Below are 13,410 nucleotides of genomic sequence, written 5' to 3'. Positions count from 1 at the left end.
TGCCGCGTGCCGGGGTGTGGGATTCTGTTTCCCATGAAGAACGGAATCGTGCGGTTCGTCTCGCTCTACGTGTTCAACGTCGCGGTGCTGCTGCTCATCGGTCTGCTGCTGCGTGGAGTGTCGGTCGGATGGAACGCCCTCTGGGCCGCGATCATCCTCACGCTCGCCGCGCTGTTCGTGAAGCCCCTGCTGCGCTCGGCCTTCCGCAGATCGGCCGCGAAGTCGGCAGCCGACCGGACCAGAGCCGGCGAGAAGGTCGTGCAGTACGTGCTCGTGTACGTGGTCGAGCTGATCGTCTGGGTGCTCACCGTCTGGCTGAGCGGGGTTCGATCCTCGAGCTTCTGGGGCTACGTGCTCCCGCCGCTCCTCCTGCTCCTCGGCTGGGTGATCTACGACCGGATCGACGACCGACTCCACGCGAAGGCGTCTGAGGTGTACGACGCCGTGCAGGCGCGCGTGAAGGGCGGAGCCAGGACCGCTCCCTCCTCCCCCACGCGCGAGACCAGGGACACCGCCGCAGCTCGCGACGAGCTGCAGGACGGGCTCACCCCGGAGCAGCGACGGATGCTCGACGAGCTCGGCTGAGCCCGACGCGCCCGCAGACCGAGAACGGCGCCCGTCCACGAGGGAATGGGCGCCGTTCTGCGTCTGAAGGAAACCGGTCAGACGAGCCGCTCGGCCGCTTCGACCACGTTGGTCATGAGCAGCGCGACCGTCATCGGGCCGACACCGCCCGGGTTCGGCGAGATGAAGCCGGCGACCTCGGCCACGTCGGGGTGCACATCACCGAAGACCAGGCTCTTGCCGGTCTCCGGATCGCTCTCGCGCGTCACGCCGACGTCGAGCACGGCGGCGCCGGGCTTCACATCCTCGGCGCGGATCAGGTGCTTCACGCCGGCGGCGGCGACGATGACATCGGCCTCGCGCAGGTACCTCGGCATGTCGACCGTGCCGGTGTGCGTGAGCGTGACCGTTGCGTTCAGGTCCCGGCGGGTGAGCAGCAGCCCGATCGAGCGTCCGATCGTGACACCGCGTCCGACGACGACCACGTGCTTGCCCTTGAGGTCGTAGTCGTTGCGCAGCAGCAGCTCGATCACGCCGCGCGGCGTGCACGGCAGCGGGGTGTGGATCGGGCTGTTGACGTTCAGCACGAGCCGACCGAGGTTGGTCGGGTGCAGTCCGTCGGCATCCTTCGCCGGGTCGATGCGCTCGAGGATCGCATCGGTGTCGATGTGCTTCGGCAGCGGCAGCTGCACGATGTAGCCGTGGCAGTCCGGGTCGGCGTTGAGCTCGTCGATCAGCGCCTCGACATCCGCCTGCGTGGCGTCGGCCGGCAGCTCGCGCTGGATCGAATTCATGCCGACGGCTTCGGACTGCCGGTGCTTCATCCCGACATAGAGCTGGGATGCGGGGTCGGCCCCGACGAGCACGGTCGCGATGCCCGGCGTGATGCCCTTGGACTTCAGCGCCGCGACGCGCTCGGTGAGCTCGGCCTTGATCTCGGCCGCTGCCGCCTTGCCGTCGAGGATCTTCGCGGTCACTGCTGCAGGTCCGGGTAGAGCGGGAAGCCGGCGGCGAGCGCGTCGACGCGTGCACGGAGCGACTCGACGTCGGCACCGGGGAGCAGTGCGAGGGCGATGATGTCGGCGACCTCGGTGAACTCGGCGTCGCCGAATCCCCGCGTGGCGAGCGCCGGGGTGCCGATCCGCAGGCCGGAGGTGACCATCGGCGGGCGCGGGTCGTTCGGCACCGCGTTGCGGTTCACCGTGATGCGGATGTCGTGCAGCAGGTCTTCGGCCTGCTTGCCGTCGATCGCGGCATCGCGCAGGTCGACGAGCACGAGGTGCACGTCGGTGCCGCCGGAGCGCACGCCGATACCGGCATCCTTCACATCCTGCTGCGAGAGGCGCTCGGCGATGAGAGCGGCACCACGCAGCGTGCGCTCCTGACGCTCGGCGAACTCCGGGGTGGCCGCGAGCTTGAACGCGGTCGCCTTGGCGGCGATCACGTGCATGAGCGGTCCGCCCTGCTGGCCCGGGAAGACGGCGGTGTTGATCTTCTTGGCGATGTCGGCGTCGTTCGTGAGGATGAAGCCGGAGCGCGGGCCGCCGATGGTCTTGTGCACGGTCGACGAGACGACGTGCGCGTGGGGCACCGGGTTCGGGTGCAGGCCCGCGGCGACCAGTCCAGCGAAGTGCGCCATGTCGACCCAGAGCAGGGCCCCGACCTCGTCGGCGATCTCGCGGAACGCTGCGAAGTCGAGCGTGCGCGGGTAGGCGGACCAGCCGGCGATGATGACCTTGGGCTTGTGCTCGATCGCCAGGCGACGAACCTCGTCCATGTCGATGACCGACGTCTCCGGGTTCACGCCGTACGCGACGATGTTGTAGAGACGGCCGGAGAAGTTGATCTTCATGCCGTGCGTGAGGTGGCCGCCCTGGTCGAGCGAGAGGCCGAGCAGCGTGTCGCCGGGGCGGGCGATGGCGTGCAGCACCGCTGCGTTGGCCGAGGCGCCGGAGTGCGGCTGGACGTTCGCGAACTCCGAGCCGAACAGGCTCTTGGCGCGCGAGATCGCGAGCTCCTCCGCGACGTCGACCTCTTCGCAGCCGCCGTAGTAGCGGCGACCGGGGTAGCCCTCGGCGTACTTGTTCGTGAGCACCGAGCCCTGCGACTGCAGGATCGAGACGGGCACGAAGTTCTCGGATGCGATCATCTCGAGGAAGGTCTGCTGGCGCTTCAGTTCGCGATCCAGCACCTGCGCGATCTCGGGATCGACCTCGGAAAGCGGGGCGTTGAAATAACGGTCGGTCATGATGACATGCTCCTCTGACAACGGATTCGAAGGGTGTACCAATCGGCCCAGGCGCGCGGTCGAATTCCGTGGTCAGTCGCTCCCCGGTGGTAGTCCACCCAGACGCCAGTCGCGACGGTTACGAGCATAGCGGATTCGCCCTGTGCCCCGAGTCCCCCGCACGATAGGTTTTGTTCATGGTCCTTCCCCATTCCCTCCCCCTGGTTCCACTCCCCGCCGTCGCCGTCGCCGGCGAGGGACGGATGCCGGTCGGCGCGACGTCGCGCGTGCTCGGAGCCTCGCCGGTGGTCGCCCAGCTGATCGATGCGATCGCCGACCGCAGCGGCATCCGCCTGGCCTCGACGATCGACGGCGAACCGACCGAGGGCGACATCGTCCTGCGCGTCGACCCTGCTGCCGCACCGGCGGAGGGCTACACGCTCCGGATCGGCGAGAACGCGGAGATCGTCGGCGGCGACGAGGCAGGACTCTTCTTCGGCGTGCAGACCCTGCGCCAGCTCTTCCGCGAGGACGAGGACGGTTGGGGCATCATCCGCGCCGAGATCACCGACAGCCCGCGGTTCGAGCACCGCGGCGTCATGCTCGACGTCACGCGGCACTTCTTCGACGTGGCCGAGGTGAAGAAGTTCATCGACGCGACGAGCGCACTGAAGTTCAACCGCCTGCACCTGCATCTCAGCGACGACCAGGGCTGGCGCGTGCAGATCGACTCCTGGCCGCTGCTCACCGAGCTGTCGTCCTCGACCGCAGCAGGCGGCGACCGCGGCGGGTTCTACACGAAGGACGACTACCGCGAGCTCGTCGAGTACGCGGCATCCCGGCACATGATCCTGATCCCGGAGATCGACCTGCCCGGGCACACGCACGCGATCGGCGTCGCCTATCCCGAGCTCGTCGAGGCACCGGTGCTCAATGACGGACTCATCGCCGAGTCCGAGCGCCTCGGGCAGCCGCTGCCCGTCGCCGGCGAGAGCTACCTCGGCTGGGGCGTCGGCCACTCCAGCGTCCGCATCCACGACGAGCGCACCTACGACTTCGTTCGCGACGTGGTGCGCGAGCTCGCCGAGATGACCCCTGGGCCGTACATCCACATCGGCGGCGACGAGTCGCTCGGCACCCCGCAGGCCGACTTCGACCTGTTCGTGGAGCGCGCGACGCAGATCGTGGTCGATGCCGGAAAGACACCGGTCGCCTGGCACGAGGTCGGCGCGGCAGCGCTCATCGCCTCCGGCACGATCGGCCAGTACTGGGGCAGGACGACGCCCGAGGGGACGCACGCAGAAGAGGCCGCGCACTTCGTCGCCCGCGGCGGATCACTCATCATGTCGACCGCCGATGTCGCGTACCTCGACATGAAGTACACCCCCGACTTCCCGCTCGGCCTGACCTGGGCAGCCGTGATCGATGTGCGGTCCTCCTATGAGTGGGAGCCCACCGCGATCCTCGATGTGCCCGACACCGCGATCCTCGGCGTCGAGGCGCCGCTGTGGTCCGAGACGACGCGCACGCTCAGCGATGTCGAGCAGCTGGTCTTCCCGCGCGCCGCTGCGCAGGCCGAGATCGCCTGGTCGGCGAAGCAGGCGCCTGATCGCACCTGGGAGTCGTTCCGCATCCGGCTCGGCTCGCTCGCGCCGCTGTGGAAGGCTGAGTCGATCGACTTCCACGCCTCCGACGACGTCCCCTGGAGCGAACGATGACCGTGCACTCCTCCTCGACCGGCTCGCTGGTCATCCACTCCGCACGCCTGATCGACGGCGGCGAGCTCGTCGACGACGCCTGGATCCGGATCGAGAACGGCCGCGTCGTCGCGCGCGGCACCGGCACGGACTGGGTCGAGGCCGACGAGGTCGTCGATGCGACCGAGGCCGCAGGACCTGGAGCCATCCTCACCCCGGGATTCGTGGACATCCACGGACACGGCGGCGCAGGAGCATCCTTCGATGACGGCGTCGACGCGATCCGCACCGCTCGCGCGCTGCACCTCGAGCACGGCACGACCCGAGCCGTCATCTCGCTCGTCACCGCTCCGCTGGACGACCTGGCCCGCAACGTGGCTCTGATCGCCGATCTGATGCAGACGGATGCAGACATCCTCGGCTCGCATCTGGAGGGGCCGTTCCTCGATCCCGGGCATCACGGCGCCCATGAGCCGTCGCTGCTCCTGGCACCCGCTGCCGCAGACGTCGAGCACCTGCTCGAGGCAGGGCGCGGCACCATCCGCCAGGTCACGATCGCACCGGAACTGCCGGGAGGACTCGACGCGATCCGACTGATCGTCGCTGCCGGCGCCGCAGCCGCGGTCGGCCACACGGATGCGGATGCCGCCATGGCCCGTGCCGCCTTCGAGGCTGGGGCATCGATCCTGACCCACGCGTTCAACGCGATGCCGGGCATCCACCACCGCGCGCCCGGACCGGTGCTGGCCGCCGCCGCGGATCATCGAGTGGTGCTCGAGGCGATCGCCGACGACGTGCATCTCGATCCGCAGATCATCGCTCTGCTGTTCGCCTCGGCGCCAGCGCGCGTGGCGCTCATCACGGATGCGATGGCTGCCGCCGGCAGCGCCGACGGCCACTACGACCTCGGCGCCGTCAGCGTGACGGTGGCCGACGGCATCGCGCGCGCCGATGACACCGGCTCGATCGCAGGTTCCACACTGACGCAGGACGTGGCGCTGCAACGGGCGGTGCACGCCGGCGTTCCGCTGGCCGCTGCCGTGCAGGCGCTGACCGAGACGCCGTCGAAGGCGATTGGGATGGATGCCGAGCTCGGCACCCTGCGCGACGGCCGACTCGGCGATGCCGTGCTGCTGGATGGAGAGCTGCGCGTCGTCCGCGTCTGGCAGGGAGGGCGCCTCTCTGTGCGAGGCTCCGTCCGCTGATCGCGAGACGACGCGCAGCTCTGCGCTCTCCGGTCGTACGACTGCGATGCGGGCCACCGTTTCCCCAGAATCCGGTGGCCCTTCCGCAGTCAGAGCGAGCGGGCCGAGAACTCCTCCCCCGAGGCGCTCGACCCGCTCGGCTGGTGCGGTTGCCCCCGGCACCAGCGCCAGAACTTCGCCCCCCGGTGAAGTTCCTCACGGCTGTCTCTATGGGATGAGACGAAGCGTGTCCCGATCCATTACGCGATATCCGAGACTTTTTTGAAGTTTCTTCGAGGCCTCCGACAGAAGTCCTACCTGAACTGGGATTCTCCATTGAGACCGATTTCGATGAATCCGTGACGAGGGGTGGCCCTGCGGCGTGATCCGAGTGAGAATGGAGAAGACGCGTGATGAACAGCCCACCCGCGCGTCTCTCTTGTGAGGGCGCACGAGCGCCCCGAGACAGATTGATGGAAGTGCACGAAGACACCCCCCTTCACGAGCCGATCGCCGATGCCGATCTGATCCTCCGCACCCGCTCCGGCGACACGGAGGCGTTCGGCGAACTCTGGAGACGCCACTACCCCTCCGGGGTGGCGGTCGCGCGATCCGTGACCTCTTCGATCGACCCTGACGACCTCGTCCAGGAGTCGTACACCCGCATCTACCAGGCCATCGTCAAGGGCGGCGGGCCGAACGGCTCGTTCCGCGCCTACCTCTTCACCAGCATCCGCAACACCGCCGCTGCGTGGGGGCGCTCGCGTCGCGAGTCCGCGATCGACGAGCTCGACACGGTCGCCGACCCCGACAGCACCGAGCAGGCGACCAACGAGGCGCTCGACCGCAGCCTCACCGCGCAGGCGTTCCGCAGCCTGCCATCACGCTGGCAGGAAGTGCTCTGGTACACCGAGATCGAGCAGATGAAGCCGCAGGCCGTCGCTCCGCTGCTCGGCATGAAGGCCGGCGCGGTGTCGCAGCTCGCCTTCCGCGCCAGGGAGGGCCTCCGCGAGGCCTGGATCCAGGCCCATCTGCGCAGCGCTGCTCCCGGCTCCGACTGCCAGTGGACGATCGAGCACCTCGGCGCATACTCGCGCGGCAACCTTAGCACGCGTGACCACAACCGTCTCGAGGCCCACCTCGACGAGTGCGCCCGCTGCATGATCGTGGCTGCCGAGGCCAAGGACGTGTCGATGCGACTCGGGCTCGTGCTCCTGCCGCTCGTGCTCGGCATCACCGGTTCCGCCGGATACCTCGCCACGCTGCAGGGCAACGGCGCGCAGGTCGCCGCCCTCGCACCGGCCGTCGTGCCGGCCGCGGTGTTCGCCGCCGATCCTGGTGTCGCGGCTGGAGCATCCGGCGCGCTCGCCTCGGCGCACGCTGCCGGTGGCAGCGGTGGTTCCACGGCGGGAGGCGCTGCCGGCAGCGCTGCCGGCGGGACCGCAGCCGGCGGAGGCGCAGCCGCCGGCATGCTCACCGGAATGGGCGCCCTCGTCGGAGTCGGCTCTGCCGCACTCGTGGTCGCCGGCGTCGTCGTCGCCGCGGCGGTCGTGCCGGGACTCGCCGGCGCCGGCCCGTCGGCGTCGCGGCCGAGCGCGGGCGACTCCGACTCCTCGTCGATCGCGTCGGACATCGGACCCGACGCCTCGATGTCGCTGGATGAGCCGGTCATCATCGAGACGCCCGCTCCAGCTCCGACGCCGGACGAGAAGGTCGCGCCGATCGCGGAGGAGGCGGATGCCGCAGATCCTGCGCCCGCTGAGCCGACCCTCCCCGTCGTGGTGCCGCCGACTCCCGTGACGCCGGTCGTCCCGCCAGTGCCGACCGATCCAACGGATCCTGTCGACCCTGTCGACCCTGTCGACCCTGTCGACCCCGTCGACCCCGTCGATCCGCAGCCCACGCTGCCGGAGGGGGCACCGAGCGTGATCGGCGCCGAGGTCTCCCTCGTCGGCCTGACCACGAACTACCGCGTCTCGTTCAGCGGCGCTGCGGGGTCCACCGTGCAGGCGCAGATCGACGGCAGCGGCCCGCGGACGACCGCGCTGACCGGCGCAGAGGGAGCGGACGTCGCCACCGGTGCGATCGACCTGCACCCCACCCTCGCCCAGCTCTGCGGCAACGCAGCCGTCAGCTTCGCCTACATCGCGGGCGACCAGGTCGGCGTGCCGACCACGACGACCCTGTGGGAGCTCGGCCCGATCCCGCCGATCGCCGCGCTGCTCTGCGATCTCGGTCTGGGCGACGAGGCCGCGACCACCGTGCCGGACACCGCCTCCGCATCGGAGCCCGCTGGCGGGACCTCCGATGCCACCGCGTCCGACGCGGTGGCTCCTGCCGCTGATGTCCCGGCCGTCGGCGATGACAGCGCCGCTTCAGCGGCTCCTGAGCAGCAGCCCGCCCCACCGGCGCCGCCCGTGGTCACCGAGCCGCCGGCTGTCCCTGCACCGGCCGAACCTGCACCGGCCGAACCTGCACCGGTCGAGCCGGTGACGGTCGACGACGCCCTCGTCGGCGCAGCAGCACCCGCCGACGCGCTCGCGGACGAGGCACCGGCGACCGCCGAATAGACTGGAGCCATGTCTCCGGATCCCGCTCCCGTACCCGGCGTCGAGCGTCCGGTCATCACGGTTCTCGACGTCGTCCGCGCCATCGTCCTGGTGCTCGCGATCGCTTCACTCGCCCTGTGGGGCTTCGCGACCTGGGCGTTCCCGTGGAACGTCGTGCTCGGCATCGGCGCGCCGGTCGTGGTGCTGCTGGTCTGGGCGCTCTTCCTCTCGCCGAAGCCCGTGCTGCGGGTGCATCCGTACCTCAGGGCCGTCGTCGAGCTGCTGATCTATGTCGGCGTCACGATCGCATGGTGGTCGATGGATCAGGCGCTGATCGGCTCGGCCTTCGGCGTCGTCGCGATCGCGGCAGGCGTCATCAGCGGGCGGCGCGCGCTGTCGTGAGCGTCCTGGCGCAGCTCACGGCGGCCCTCGGCGATCTCGTCGACGTCGACGACGCAGCGCTGGAAGCCGCCAGGGCGGATCGATCGGGTCATGCCGCCGCAGGCCGCCCGATCGCGATCGTGCACGCCGAGACCGTTGCGCACGTGCAGGAGACCATGCGCCTCGCTACGGCGACCCGCACGCCGGTGGTCGTCCGCGGAGCCGGTACCGGCCTTGCGGGCGCAGCGAACGCCGGCACAGGCGAGATCGTCCTCTCGACCATGCGGATGAATGCGCTCACCGAGGTCCGCCCCGATGACCTGCTGGCCGTCGTCGAGCCAGGCATCCTGAACGCCGACCTCAACCGTCAGCTCGCCGCGCACGGCGTGTGGTGGGCACCGGATCCGGCCAGCCGCGACATCTCGACCGTCGGCGGCAACATCGCCACCGGCGCCGGCGGACTGCTGTGCGCGAAGTACGGCGTCGTGCGCGATGCGGTGCTCGGCGTCGACCTGGTGCTCGCGGACGGACGGCTGCTGCATCTCGGCCACCGCAGCGTGAAGGGTGTCACGGGTCTCGACCTGACCTCGCTCGTGATCGGCTCGGAGGGGACCCTTGGCGTGGTCGTCGGCGCCACCCTGAAGCTCCGTCGGCTCGTCGAAGGCGCCACCTGCACCGTGACCGCGACGTTCCCCGATGTCCGCACTGCGGCCGCAGCCTCCGCAGCGGTGACCGCATCCGGCGTGCAGCCCGCGATCATGGAGCTCATGGATGCGGCGAGCCTCGCCGCCGTGCACGCCCTGCTCCTGCTGCCCGCTCCCCCGGCCGGCGCAGCCCAGCTGACCATCCAGACCGACGGCCCTGCTGCGATCGCAGAGGCCGAGACGATCGCGGCGGTGCTGCGCGCCAACGCCGGCACGGCCGCACTCACCCAGGATGCAGCGGAGGGCGAACGACTGCTCGCGATCCGACGCTCGATGCACGCTGCGATGGCCTCGCTCGGGACGACGCTGATCGAGGACGTGTCGGTGCCACGCAGTGCGATGCCCGAGATGTTCGACGAGATCGCGCGCATCGAGCGCGAGTACGGGCTCGTGATCCCGACGGTCGCCCACGCCGGCGACGGCAACCTGCACCCGAACTTCATCTTCGAGGGCACCGAGACCCCTGCGCACGTGTGGGCGGCGGCCGACGAGCTCTTCCGCGCCGCGATCCGTCTCGGGGGCACCCTGACCGGCGAGCACGGGATCGGCGTCCTGAAACGACGCTGGCTGGCCGAGGAGCTCGGCGACGCGCAGTGGGAGCTGCAGCGGCAGATCACGCGCGTCTTCGACCCGCTCGGCATCCTCAACCCGGGCAAGGTCTTCCAGCAGACAGGTGATGCAGATGCCTGACATCCACGTGAGCGCGGCCGTCATCGTCGACGAGCGCGATCGTGTGCTCGTCGTGCGCAAGCAGGGCACCGTGCGCTTCATGCAGCCGGGCGGCAAACCGGAAGCGGGAGAGTCCCCGGCGCAGACGCTCATCCGCGAACTCGAGGAGGAGCTCGGCCTGCAGCTCACCGAGAGCGACCTCACCCCGCTCGGCACATTCGTGTCGGCGGCGGCGAATGAGCCGGGGCACCGCGTCGTGGCCGATGCGTTCTCGGCGTCGATCGACCCGCGCACGGTCACGGTGCAGGCCGAGCTCGCCGAACTGCGCTGGATCACGCCCGCAGACGTCGAGACGCTCCCCCTGGCTCCCCTCAGCCTCGAGCACCTGCTGCCGCTCGCGTGGCCGGCGCTGCGAGGCTGAGCGGGCTCAGATGCCCTGCCAGGCCGGCTTGTTGGCGAAGGTGTAACGGTAGTAGTCGGCGAGCTTCAGGCGCGATGCGGCTGCCTCGTCGACGACGATCGTGGCGTGCGGATGCAGCTGCACCGCGGACGCCGGCAGCATGGCGGTCAGCGGTCCCTCGACGGCATCGGCGATGGCCTGCGCCTTGCCCTCGCCGAATGCCAGGAGCACGAGGTGACGTGCGCGCAGGATCGTGCCGAGCCCCTGCGTGATGCAGTGGCGCGGCACGTCGTCGATCGAGTCGAAGAAGCGTGCGTTGTCCGCACGGGTCTGCTCGGTGAGGGTCTTCACGCGCGTCTGCGATGCGAACGAGGAACCGGGCTCGTTGAAGCCGATGTGACCGTCGGTGCCGATGCCGAGGATCTGCAGGTCGACGCCGCCGGCCTCGGCGATCGCCGCCTCGTAGTCGTCGCCGGCGTGCTGGATGGTCGCCTCGGCGCCGTTGGGCACGTTGATGCGCTTCGGGTCGAGACCGAGCGGCTCGATGACCTCGCGGGTGATGACCGAGCGGTAGCTCTCCGGATGCGCCGGGTCGATCCCGACGTACTCGTCGAGCGCGAAGCCGCGCACGAGCGAGAGGTCGCGACCGTCGCGCTGCTGGCGCAGCGCCTCGTACACGGGCAGCGGCGTCGAGCCGGTGGCGAGCCCCAGCACTGCGTCAGCGCGCTGCGCGATCAGCTCGAAGATCTCGGTGGCGACGAGAGACCCTGCGGCCTCCGCGCTCTCGACGATGACGACCTCAGCCATGGGAAACGATCTCCTTCTCGGTGACGGATGCGCCGACGAGTGCGGCGCCGAATGCTGCAGCGGGTGATCCTGGGGCGAGCAGTTCGATCCGCTCCTCCAGGTGCAGTGAACGCATGAACGGAGACGTCTCGGCGTCGGCGCGCAGCGAGGTGCGGATGCCGAGCTCCAGGCGTTCGCCGAGCGCGGTGAGCCCACCGCCGATGATCACGGTCTCGACATCGGCTGAGAGCACGAGCACCCGCACCGCGGCGGCTGCGCCGTGATGGAGGTCTGCCCGCAGCGCGAGCGCCGTCACGTCGCCCGCATCTGCGGCGTCGAAGATGTCCTTGACCGGCAGCGCACCGGGTCGACCCCACGCGCGCGACAGCGCACCGCCGCCGCAGAAGGTCTCGACGCAGCCGCGCTGGCCGCAGCCGCACAGGCGTCCGTTCGGATCCACCGAGATGTGCCCGACCTCGCCGGCGGTGCCGCGCGCACCGCGCCAGATCCGACCGTCCACCACGATGCCGGCTGCCACGCCGGTCCCGAGGTTGAGGTACGCCATGGAGCCGGTCACGCCACGCAGCACTGCGGCTCCGAGCGCTGCGGCCTTCACATCGTTCTCGACACGGAAGGGCACCCCGAGCGCCTGCTGCGCCCGCACGGCCAGGTCGAGCGACTCGACACCGAGGTTCACGGCATGCAGCACACGACCGGTGTCGGCGTCGACCAGACCGGGGATGCCGATCCCGACGGACCCGATGTCGGACACCTCGAATCCGGTCTCGTCGGCCAGAGCGCCGACGGCGAGCACGATGCTCTCGACGACCGCGTCGTCGCCCCAGCCGGTCGGGCGGCGGAGGCGTCCGAGGATATCCCCTGACGGCGAGACCGCGACCGCGTCGATCTTGGTACCGCCGACGTCCAGGCCCACGCGTATCTGCCGACCGTCGAGGTCGGCGAAATCAGCACCCTTCATCGGATGCCGCTCCCGGTGCGGGTCATGGCGGAGATCACGAGACGCCCAGCTGCGCGGAGAGGACCATCACAGCGGCGCCGCGCAGCACGATGTCCTCCTGACGGGTCAGGCGGATGAGGGTGTCCTCGAAGACCCCCTCCAGTGTTCTGGCATGCAGCGTCTCGATCGCGGAGTCGATCAGGATGCCGTCGAGCAGATCTGCTGGACCCGATACGACGACCTCGGAGAGATCGAGCGCTGCGACGATCGGGGCGATCGCGATCCCCATCCTGGTGCCGGCATCGCGCAGGATCGCGTCACGAGCCGTCGGCTCGTCGGTGAGCGCATCGCGGAGTCGGCTGACGCTGAGCCAGGCCTCGAGGCATCCGTCCTTGCCGCAGGCGCACCGCGGACCGCCGTCGGTGCCGACCACGACGTGACCGATCTCGCCGGCGGCGAAGCGGCTGCCCAGCAGCGGCTGGCTGCCGGTGATCAGACCCGCACCGACACCCCGGCCGATCTTGATCAGCATGAAGTCGGCCTTGGCATCGCCGAAGGTGTACTCGGCGAGCACCGCCGCGTTCGCGTCGTTGCGTGCGAGAACGGGCAGGTCGAGGTCGGCGCCGAGTTTCGCCTCGAGCGGGAAATTCGTCCAGCCGAGGTTCGGAGAGCTCAGCACGAGGCCGTCAGGGCGCACGACGCCGGGGGTGCCGATGCCCGCGCCGAGCAGCGGCTGCGTGGACGCCGCCACCAGCTGCCGTGCGAGATCGAGGATCGCGGCGTAGACCGCGTCGCCGTCGGGCCCGTCGGGTCGCGCGACCTCACGCCGTTCGAGCACATCGCCGTCGAGGCTGAGCACCGCACCGACGAAGGCGCTCGGACCGGAGAGATCGATTCCGATGATCTGGTGTCCGACGCGATCGATGTCGATCAGGATCGGCGGCTTGCCAGGACCGACGGTCTCCCGCACGCCCATCTCGATCACGATGCCGTCTGCGATGAACTCGGCGACGAGATCCGAGATCGTCACACGGGTGAGGCCGGTCTCCCTGGAGAGGTCGGCACGGCTCATGGCCCCGGCGTGATACAGCGTCTGCAGCACGAGTGCGCGGTTGTGTCCGCGCGCGTGTTCGGGAAGCACCTTCGAGCGGGAGCGCAGGTGGCGCCCAGGGCCGAAGGCATGGCTGTTCCCGCCGACGTACTCTGCCGTCATGGCGGGACGCGATTCATCCGAAGCGGACATGTTTGTTAGTAGACCTTACGAACAAAAATTGTGCAACCTCTGCCGCGC

Annotated in this window: 12 protein-coding genes and 1 riboswitch; of the genes, 7 read left to right on the top strand and 5 right to left on the bottom strand. The window is 69.8% G+C overall.

Translation table 11 applies throughout. From position 1 onward, the window contains the following. Nucleotides 1-33: 33 nt before the first annotated feature. Entirely contained in the window at nucleotides 34-585 is a 552-nt protein-coding gene (locus V7Z82_RS17015) for a hypothetical protein (RefSeq protein ID WP_334152918.1), read from the top strand. Nucleotides 586-662: 77 nt separating this feature from the next. Here V7Z82_RS17015 and V7Z82_RS17010 read toward each other — a convergent pair whose 3' ends face one another. Then, on the bottom strand, nucleotides 663-1,541 hold the full coding sequence (locus V7Z82_RS17010) for a bifunctional methylenetetrahydrofolate dehydrogenase/methenyltetrahydrofolate cyclohydrolase (protein ID WP_334152917.1): 879 nt from the start codon (nucleotides 1,539-1,541) through the stop codon (nucleotides 663-665). After that, the gene (glyA, locus tag V7Z82_RS17005) at nucleotides 1,538-2,812 is read right to left on the bottom strand and encodes a serine hydroxymethyltransferase (protein ID WP_334152916.1); all 1,275 of its coding nucleotides are present in this window, start codon (nucleotides 2,810-2,812) and stop codon (nucleotides 1,538-1,540) included. The genes V7Z82_RS17010 and glyA overlap by 4 nt, the downstream gene beginning before the upstream one ends. 38 nt (nucleotides 2,813-2,850) lie before the next feature. Further along, nucleotides 2,851-2,935: riboswitch (ZMP/ZTP riboswitch) on the bottom strand. Nucleotides 2,936-2,988: 53 nt separating this feature from the next. On the opposite strand from glyA, the gene V7Z82_RS17000 reads away from it, so the two are divergent. The 6 genes from V7Z82_RS17000 (at nucleotide 2,989) to V7Z82_RS16975 (ending at nucleotide 10,396) form a co-directional block, all read left to right on the top strand. Beyond that, on the top strand, nucleotides 2,989-4,509 hold the full coding sequence (locus V7Z82_RS17000) for a family 20 glycosylhydrolase (protein WP_334152914.1): 1,521 nt from the start codon (nucleotides 2,989-2,991) through the stop codon (nucleotides 4,507-4,509). Beyond that, nucleotides 4,506-5,693: an N-acetylglucosamine-6-phosphate deacetylase gene (locus tag V7Z82_RS16995; RefSeq protein ID WP_334152913.1), complete on the top strand. Its 1,188-nt coding sequence runs from the start codon at nucleotides 4,506-4,508 to the stop codon at nucleotides 5,691-5,693. The genes V7Z82_RS17000 and V7Z82_RS16995 overlap by 4 nt, the downstream gene beginning before the upstream one ends. Nucleotides 5,694-6,151: 458 nt before the next feature. Next, a complete protein-coding gene (locus tag V7Z82_RS16990) occupies nucleotides 6,152-8,242 on the top strand; it encodes a sigma-70 family RNA polymerase sigma factor (RefSeq protein ID WP_334152912.1) in 2,091 nt (696 codons plus the stop codon). A 9-nt stretch (nucleotides 8,243-8,251) separates the two neighbouring features. Beyond that, entirely contained in the window at nucleotides 8,252-8,623 is a 372-nt protein-coding gene (locus tag V7Z82_RS16985) for a YrdB family protein (RefSeq protein ID WP_334152911.1), read from the top strand. Continuing rightward, nucleotides 8,620-9,996, top strand: a complete 1,377-nt coding sequence (locus V7Z82_RS16980) for an FAD-binding oxidoreductase (RefSeq protein WP_334152910.1) — start codon at nucleotides 8,620-8,622, stop codon at nucleotides 9,994-9,996. The genes V7Z82_RS16985 and V7Z82_RS16980 overlap by 4 nt, the downstream gene beginning before the upstream one ends. Beyond that, complete coding sequence (locus tag V7Z82_RS16975) at nucleotides 9,989-10,396, top strand: NUDIX hydrolase (protein ID WP_334152909.1); 408 nt, start codon at nucleotides 9,989-9,991, stop codon at nucleotides 10,394-10,396. Before V7Z82_RS16980 ends, V7Z82_RS16975 begins: the two co-directional genes overlap by 8 nt. Nucleotides 10,397-10,402: 6 nt before the next feature. Here V7Z82_RS16975 and nagB read toward each other — a convergent pair whose 3' ends face one another. From nagB to V7Z82_RS16960, 3 genes are read right to left on the bottom strand one after another with little or no spacing between them, the layout of a single operon-like run. After that, nucleotides 10,403-11,182: a glucosamine-6-phosphate deaminase gene (gene nagB / locus V7Z82_RS16970; RefSeq protein WP_334152908.1), complete on the bottom strand. Its 780-nt coding sequence runs from the start codon at nucleotides 11,180-11,182 to the stop codon at nucleotides 10,403-10,405. Then, nucleotides 11,175-12,140: an ROK family protein gene (locus tag V7Z82_RS16965; protein ID WP_334152907.1), complete on the bottom strand. Its 966-nt coding sequence runs from the start codon at nucleotides 12,138-12,140 to the stop codon at nucleotides 11,175-11,177. Before V7Z82_RS16965 ends, nagB begins: the two co-directional genes overlap by 8 nt. A 34-nt stretch (nucleotides 12,141-12,174) precedes the next feature. Further along, nucleotides 12,175-13,362, bottom strand: coding sequence for an ROK family transcriptional regulator (locus V7Z82_RS16960; protein WP_334152906.1), 1,188 nt, complete (start codon nucleotides 13,360-13,362; stop codon nucleotides 12,175-12,177). Nucleotides 13,363-13,410 lie beyond the last annotated feature (48 nt).

This window comes from Microbacterium sp., assembly GCF_036823965.1.
Taxonomy (GTDB): domain Bacteria; phylum Actinomycetota; class Actinomycetes; order Actinomycetales; family Microbacteriaceae; genus Microbacterium.
Note: the sequence above shows the minus strand (reverse complement) of the source record. Positions and strands in the feature narration are given on the sequence as shown.

What these genes read in the sequence shown, in the direction of transcription:
- V7Z82_RS17015 (WP_334152918.1), top strand. Translation starts at nt 34, where the DNA reads ATGAAGAACGGAATCGTGCGGTTCGTCTCGCTCTACGTGTTCAACGTC.
- V7Z82_RS17000 (WP_334152914.1), top strand. Translation starts at nt 2,989, where the DNA reads ATGGTCCTTCCCCATTCCCTCCCCCTGGTTCCACTCCCCGCCGTCGCC.
- V7Z82_RS16995 (WP_334152913.1), top strand. Translation starts at nt 4,506, where the DNA reads ATGACCGTGCACTCCTCCTCGACCGGCTCGCTGGTCATCCACTCCGCA.
- V7Z82_RS16965 (WP_334152907.1), bottom strand. Translation starts at nt 12,140, where the DNA reads ATGAAGGGTGCTGATTTCGCCGACCTCGACGGTCGGCAGATACGCGTG.
- nagB (WP_334152908.1), bottom strand. Translation starts at nt 11,182, where the DNA reads ATGGCTGAGGTCGTCATCGTCGAGAGCGCGGAGGCCGCAGGGTCTCTC.
- V7Z82_RS16975 (WP_334152909.1), top strand. Translation starts at nt 9,989, where the DNA reads ATGCCTGACATCCACGTGAGCGCGGCCGTCATCGTCGACGAGCGCGAT.
- V7Z82_RS16960 (WP_334152906.1), bottom strand. Translation starts at nt 13,362, where the DNA reads ATGTCCGCTTCGGATGAATCGCGTCCCGCCATGACGGCAGAGTACGTC.
- glyA (WP_334152916.1), bottom strand. Translation starts at nt 2,812, where the DNA reads ATGACCGACCGTTATTTCAACGCCCCGCTTTCCGAGGTCGATCCCGAG.
- V7Z82_RS16985 (WP_334152911.1), top strand. Translation starts at nt 8,252, where the DNA reads ATGTCTCCGGATCCCGCTCCCGTACCCGGCGTCGAGCGTCCGGTCATC.